This is a genomic window from Candidatus Aquicultor secundus (genome assembly GCF_002791875.1).
Lineage (GTDB): Bacteria > Actinomycetota > Aquicultoria > Aquicultorales > Aquicultoraceae > Aquicultor_A > Aquicultor_A secundus.
Map to the genome: position 1 here is coordinate 702 of NZ_PFNG01000033.1, position 6,744 is coordinate 7,445.

4 protein-coding genes are annotated in these 6,744 nt (G+C 50.7%); 3 read left to right on the forward strand and 1 reads right to left on the reverse strand.

What is annotated here, in order from left to right; genetic code table 11:
• Window position 1 precedes the first annotated feature (1 nt).
• Complete coding sequence (locus COY37_RS01155) at window positions 2-1,129, reverse strand: PIN domain-containing protein (RefSeq protein WP_286677911.1); 1,128 nt, start codon at window positions 1,127-1,129, stop codon at window positions 2-4.
• Between the two features lie 319 nt (window positions 1,130-1,448).
• On the opposite strand from COY37_RS01155, the gene lon reads away from it, so the two are divergent.
• From lon to COY37_RS01170, 3 genes are all read left to right on the forward strand, one after another.
• The gene (gene lon, locus COY37_RS01160; protein WP_286677912.1) at window positions 1,449-3,848 is read left to right on the forward strand and encodes an endopeptidase La; all 2,400 of its coding nucleotides are present in this window, start codon (window positions 1,449-1,451) and stop codon (window positions 3,846-3,848) included.
• Window positions 3,849-4,094: 246 nt separating this feature from the next.
• Window positions 4,095-5,141 (forward strand): N-acetylmuramoyl-L-alanine amidase, encoded by a 1,047-nt coding sequence (locus COY37_RS01165; RefSeq protein ID WP_286975612.1) that lies wholly within the window; start codon window positions 4,095-4,097, stop codon window positions 5,139-5,141.
• Window positions 5,142-5,596: 455 nt separating this feature from the next.
• The gene (locus COY37_RS01170; RefSeq protein ID WP_286975613.1) at window positions 5,597-6,352 is read left to right on the forward strand and encodes a C40 family peptidase; all 756 of its coding nucleotides are present in this window, start codon (window positions 5,597-5,599) and stop codon (window positions 6,350-6,352) included.
• The last annotated feature ends 392 nt before the right edge of the window (window positions 6,353-6,744 follow it).

Genomic DNA, 6,744 nt, shown 5'->3' on the forward strand with positions numbered 1-6,744 from the left:
TTTATTTTTTGGGAGCGCCTTTAGCCTGGGCATCTATCTGTTTTAAGTAGTCATCGGCTTGTGATGCGAATGGGCTTTGTGCGGGGGCCTTCTCTTTGACCTTTTGGAAGAATTGCTTTGCATGTTCAAGGTCGTTTTGCTGGTATTTTATCACGCCAAGGTTGAAATAGGCCTGAAAAAAGCTCGGATCGCGTTCGACGACCTTATTTAATTCGCTCATTGCGATGTCGGTCATGCCCAGGTAGTTATACGCTACCGCCATGTCGGTCCTTATATTAGATTTGCTCGGATCGACATCCAGCGCTTTTTTGTAATAGTCTACGGCTTTCTGGTAGTTCGTCTGATCCTGCGTTACTCCGGCCAGATCAAAGTAGGTGTTGCCAAGGCCATAGAGCGCCGTTACATCCTTCGGGTTTTTCTTCAGGATGGCCTCGTAGGAATTCTTTTGTGCCTGTAGTGCGTTGTACTGGCTCTGGTACTGCGAAAACTGCTTCATTAAATCAGCCGGACCGCTAGGTATTGCCTGCGTCGGCTGTAATCCTAAAACACCCGGGTACTGTTTAAGCACCATGAAAAGTGCGATGATGGCCACCGCGGCAACCGTCGTCCAAACCGGTTTTTTATTTGCCTTTAGCCTAAACAGCGCCCGTTTAACACCGCTGTACGCGAATTCCTCGCCGGGATGCTCGACCTTGATCTCTAGCGTCTGCGCCTTCAGGAGCATATTAAGGTCGTTTGTCACAATGGTGACCGGACGCCCATTGCTCTCGCTTTTTAACTGGTAGACAACAGACAGAATCCTGTCGTCGGAGTTCTTGCTGCCGAACTTATCATGGTTCCCCTTCGACGGGTCGAAATTCATAACCCGTAAGGCAGAGTTTTTTCCAAAAGGGATTCCATCGGTAAGCTTGCCGTGTTCTGAGAGTTCAAACAGGATTCTGGATATTTGCCGACTCCGATAGCGCAGTTCGCGGTCGGCTCGGGACGTCTTGATTTTATCAAGCTCCCCGAGTACGATGTCCGGTATTACGACATCTGCGTTGGGAAACGCGTAAACGGCTTTTGGGTTGTAGAGAAGCACATTTGTATCCAGCACATAGATAGGTCGCTTTTTATTTATCTTCGACATAATACCTTCATTATAAACTCTATCTACTATAATCGGTAGTGGTTTGATAAAAACCCCCTACGCTTGCCATGCCGCTGGATAGAGCCTGCGTATAAGCTTTGCCGTAGGGCGATGAAACCGTTACGGCAACCTTTATTGTATATGACAAATTAGGTGGTATTATCGAATTAAGAAAGAGCTGGGGTTATCCGATAACTAAACGGATACACCAAACCCCGATAGTTGTGACTATAACAACTGATTCTTAGAAAATGCTGAAAGAACGATAAGACGAAACTTAGAATAACATCTAGAAGGAAACTTAGAAGGAGATATATCAATGCATGAGCTAGACAAAGAAGAAATAGTAATTCCCGAAGAAATCGCTCTTATACCTCTACGAGATATGATCATCTTTCCAAACCTGGTGGTCCCGCTCTTTGTAGGCAGGGAGAAATCCATTGCGGCGCTTGAGGTGGCCATGAAAGAAGAGCACATCGTGGCCCTCGTTACCCAGAAGATGACCGAGCTGCAGGAGCCCGATATCGAAGACCTCTACGGTATTGGAACCGCTGCGGTTATCATGCAGGAGCTGAAAATTCCTGATGGTACGGCGAAAGCCCTGGTTGAAGGATTATCCCGTATTGAGATCGTCGAGTTCACCCAGACCGAACCTTATTTTAGGGTCAAGGTTAAAGTTCTTCCCGAGCAGGAAGACAAAGATATAGAAGTCGAGGCCCTCATGCGCAACCTGGTACTTCAGTTTGAGCGCGCGGCAAGCCTCGGCAAACCCATTCCGCAAGAGGTGCTCTTGGCCACCTCAAATATTGAGGAGCCGGGCAGGCTTGCCGACTTCATCGCATTTCACCTTAATCTTAAAATCGATGAGAAGCAGCAGATTATCGAAGCGGTAAATGCGCACGACCGTCTTGAGAAGGTCAGCATATTCTTAAACCGCGAGCTTGAGATACTTGAGATCGGAAGCAAAATCCAGTCCCGCGTTAAAGACCAGCTTACCAAAACGCAGAAGGAATATTTCCTCAAAGAGCAGCTTAAAGCTATCCAGCAGGAGCTGGGTTTGATGGATGAGCAGGCCGCCGAGATGGAGGAGCTTCGCGCCAAGATTAAAGCGGCAAAGATGCCGAAGGAAGTAAACGAAAAGACATTAAAAGAGCTGGATAGGCTTGCTAGAATGTCGCCCCAATCGGCCGAGTCATCGGTTATCCGTACGTATCTGGACTGGCTGATCGGGCTGCCGTGGCAGAAGAAGAGCAAGCAAAAGCTTAACCTTAAAGAAGCGTCGACGATCCTTGATGAGGATCATTATGGATTAGAGCAGGTCAAGAAACGGGTGCTTGAGTACCTGGCGGTGCATCAGCTCACCAATAAGATGAGGGGCACGATCCTTTGCTTCGTCGGCCCTCCCGGAACGGGCAAGACCTCGATTGGAAAATCAATCGCCCGCTCACTGGGCAGAAAATTCGTGCGAATCTCGCTCGGCGGCGTACATGACGAAGCCGAGATTCGCGGCCACAGACGCACCTATGTCGGGGCGCTGCCCGGGCGCATTATCCAGGCGATCAACCAGTCCGGAACAAATAACCCGGTCTTTATGCTCGATGAGATCGACAAGGTCGGCGCTGATTTCAGGGGCGACCCGACTGCAGCGTTATTAGAGGTGCTCGATCCCGAGCAGAACTTTGCGTTTTCCGACCACTATCTAGAGGTCCCGTTCGATCTCTCCGACGTGGTCTTCATAACGACGGCCAATATGCTTGAAACCATCCCGGCGGCGCTGCGCGACCGCATGGAGATTATCCCGTACTCGGGGTACACCGAGGAGGAGAAGGTGCAGATCGCGACCAAGTATCTCATCCCCAAGCAGGTTGGAGAACACGGTTTAAAAGATAAGAACATACTGATAGAGGACAAGGCGCTAAGAGAAGTTATCCGCGAGTACACCAGAGAAGCCGGCGTGCGCGGCCTTGAGCGGCGCATTGCAAGCATCTGCAGGCAAATTGCCCGCAAGGTCGTCGAGGGTGAGAAAAAGCGCCTGAAAATAACGGAGAAGAACCTGCATGAATACCTTGGCCCGCGCCAGTTCAGCTACGGCCTTGCCGAGGAAGCCGACGAAATCGGTGTGGCAACCGGCCTTGCCTGGACCGAGTTCGGCGGCGACGTTCTCTCGGTCGAAGCGGCGACGCTTTCAGGCAGGGGCAAACTCATGCTGACCGGCCAGCTCGGCGAGGTCATGCGCGAATCCGCGCAGGCCGCGGTCAGCTACATTCGCTCGCGCGCCGAGATGCTTAAAATCGATAAGAACTTCTATAGCGAATTCGATATCCATATCCACGTGCCCGCCGGAGGCATCCCTAAAGACGGCCCGTCCGCAGGTATCACGATAGCAACGGCGCTCGCCTCAGAGCTCACCAAACGCCCGGCCAAGCGCGAAGTCGCGATGACCGGCGAGATTACCCTGCGGGGTCGCGTGCTCCCGATCGGCGGCGTTAAGGAAAAGGTCCTTTCCGCGCACCGCGCGGGTATCAAAGAGATTATACTTCCGGCGGAAAACGAAAAAGACCTCGAGCTGGTTCCAAAAGAAGTCAAAGAAGAATTAAAATTCTTCTTCGTAAAGCACATGGACGAAGTTCTTGAGCTTGCCCTTCGCGCTAAAAGCAAGAATGGCCCCAAAAGCGCTAAGGCTGCAAAGAAGCAGGTGTCGGCCCTAAACGCTAATTAAAGATAGGATTGTCGCTAGAGGTTTTCAGGGAAAGAATAATTTGATAAGTAGCCAAGCCTTGTTGTATCATGGGGCTTAAGCGAATATATTTAGGCTCAGGATCTTACTGCCACGTCGTGGGTTACGGTTGCTTTTGTTTGGGAGTACTCGAAGGAATTGACTCCATAGAAACCCCCTAATGGGGACTAAAACAAAACCCATGATCCTGAGCCTTTTATTTTGTTTAACCACAGATACGAGGAAACAATGCAGGCTTTTTCAAAAGGAGACCTGGGGAACGAGGTCGTTGATATACAACTTAAGCTCTCAACGCTTGGGTACAATCTCGGTCTAAACGGCGCCGACGGCTGCTTCGGTGAGCTTACGGAGGCGGCTGTTAAGGCCTTTCAACATCGCCGCGGCCTTACGATCACCGGTATCGTCAATAAAGGGACCTGGAAGGCCCTTGTCGAGGCCACCTACAAACTGGGAGATCGCTTTTTATATTTACGATCACCGTTCTTTCGCGGAGACGATGTGCGAGAGTTACAGACTTCACTTAATACCATCGGCTTTAACACGGGTAAAGTCGATGGTATCTACGGCGAGACGACCGAGCGCGCGCTCCGCGAGTTTCAGCGTAACTTCGGCCTGACAAGTGATGGCATTTTCGGCCCAACCACGCTTACCGCCATTCGCAACCTGCGACACCTGTTGGCGGATAAAGTGAGCCGCATCTTTCCCGATCCGCACCGCGACCAGGCCTCGGCCATATCGATTTTCCAAAGCAAGAAGATCGCCATTGAGCTTGATATGAGAGAACAGGCCGATGCTGGACGGGACGACCCGGCGAGGGGCGAGATAAACCGGGAACTCGGCATGCGTCTTGGAAATCTGCTCGAGCTGCTCGGCGCCCATGTGTTCTATCTCGGTCATAACGAAAGCGCCACCCCCACGGGGTTTGATCAGGATATTGAGCTTAGCATCGGTTTTATGTTAAACACCGCCACGAATAGCAAATCCCGCGGTAGCACCGTGGTGTATTGTTGCTCTTTGGGAGAGACAGAGGAGCACGGCCAAATCCTCGCCGCCAGTGTACAAGAAGAGCTGATTCGCTGCCTGGGAACCCAAGACCTTGGCGTAGCGCCATCCGAAATAGACTCGCGAATCACCGGCACCGCACCGGCAATCTTAATAAAACCACTGTTTTTTACGAACTCAAAGGAAAAAGCGCAGCTAGATCAAGAGGTATTTCGACAAAAAATTGCTGTAGCGGCATTTGACGGTATAAAGAACTACCTGCAGCTCCTCTAGTTTACGGCTGCTCACTGGATTTGCCCTCAATAATTGTTTTATGTTAAACTAACTCAGCTCCACTATTCCTTGCAGAGTTACGGCATTAAAGTTCTGAAAACAGTGTGCCGAGAACTTAGGATAGCGCCAAAAATAGGAGGAGATGTAGCATTTTACGTAGCAAAGTCAAAGCATTTTTCGTTACATTCGTTATAGCAATATTTGCAATAACTGCTGCTGTACCAGCGGTTTACGCAGAACCTTCACATAGCGGTACACAAGCTGAATTCCAAAGAGTTCAGCAACAGATTAACAGCATCGACGACCGGCTCGACATCATTGTTGAGCAGTACAACGCCTCGGCGCTTAATCTCAGCAAGACCGAGAGAGAGCTTCGCTCTTATCGGCAAAAACTAGGCGCTGCTGAGAATAAGCTGCACTCACGCCAGGACATGCTTAACAAGCGATTTGCAAGTGTGTATCGCCAAGGCGGGCTCTCTTACCTCGAGGTTCTCCTTAACACCAAAAGCATCGACCAGTTTCTATTCTACTTGGAGTTGATCGAGCGCCAGTCCAAGCGGGACACAAAAACCATCGCCGAACTTAGGTTGATCGAGCAGGAGATAAAAGCCGACAGCGTGCTACTTCTCGAGAAGAAGCAGAAGCAAAAGGCAATGGTCGCTGAGCTAAAGGTGAAAAAGGACAAAATCGCCTCCCAGCTTAAAGAGAAAAACAACTTGCTTGCCAAAATCAAGACACAGCTCGCCCAGTACCAACAAACCGATATCAAGACGCAGCTGGCGCTTAGGAATAAGCTTAAAACGAGCTTTAAGCTGGCGCTCCATCATAAGATGGTCTCACGCGGTGAAAGCAGATCGGGTAGCGGTAGTGGCGTTGTCGGCATCGCTATGAATGAGCTTGGCAAGCCGTATTGTTGGGGCGCTAACGGTCCAGGGTCGTTTGATTGTTCCGGTTTAACCAGTTATGTGTACGGCCAGGTGGGCGTATCGCTCCCGCATTCGAGCAGGGCGCAGTACGATTGCGGCCAGCACGTAAGCCGTGACGAGCTGCAAGCGGGCGATCTCGTATTCTTCGCCCACGGCGGCACAATATCACACGTCGGCGTTTACGTCGGCGGCGGCAACTTCATCCATGCACCGAGCACGGGCGATGTCGTAAAGATCAGCAATTTAGGCGATCACGACGGCTACGTCGGCGCGGTACGACCGTAAGAGGGGCCGGGACCTTTCAGAGTCCAGGGTCCAGCGGTCAGGATCCGGAAAAACCTTCTTAAGAAATAGTTTTAACTACGCCTAGACGCTAGGCGGTAGCAACCACTGTGGGCGCACCCTAGATTCTTCGCTTCGCTCAGAATGACTTCTAGCATCCGGTAAGGGGCTTAAGCTTGTCTCGGCCCTCCTCGACATAGCACACGTCTGGGCGGAGACTAGCTCCGCCACTACATTGCTATACGCATCATCATGCTGTCTACTAAAACCTACTCTCTCAACCCACACTTTTCTGGATTCTGGCTCCTGGCTTCCGCTTTCATTTTAGACCCTCATCCCTAGACTCTTGATCCTAAAATAAAGGAAATGGGTACTACGTAAAGAAATCATCCTTA

Excerpts from the sequence above, each read along its gene's own strand:
- COY37_RS01155 (WP_286677911.1), bottom strand. The coding sequence starts at position 1,129 with ATGTCGAAGATAAATAAAAAGCGACCTATCTATGTGCTGGATACAAAT.
- lon (WP_286677912.1), top strand. The coding sequence starts at position 1,449 with ATGCATGAGCTAGACAAAGAAGAAATAGTAATTCCCGAAGAAATCGCT.
- COY37_RS01165 (WP_286975612.1), top strand. The coding sequence starts at position 4,095 with ATGCAGGCTTTTTCAAAAGGAGACCTGGGGAACGAGGTCGTTGATATA.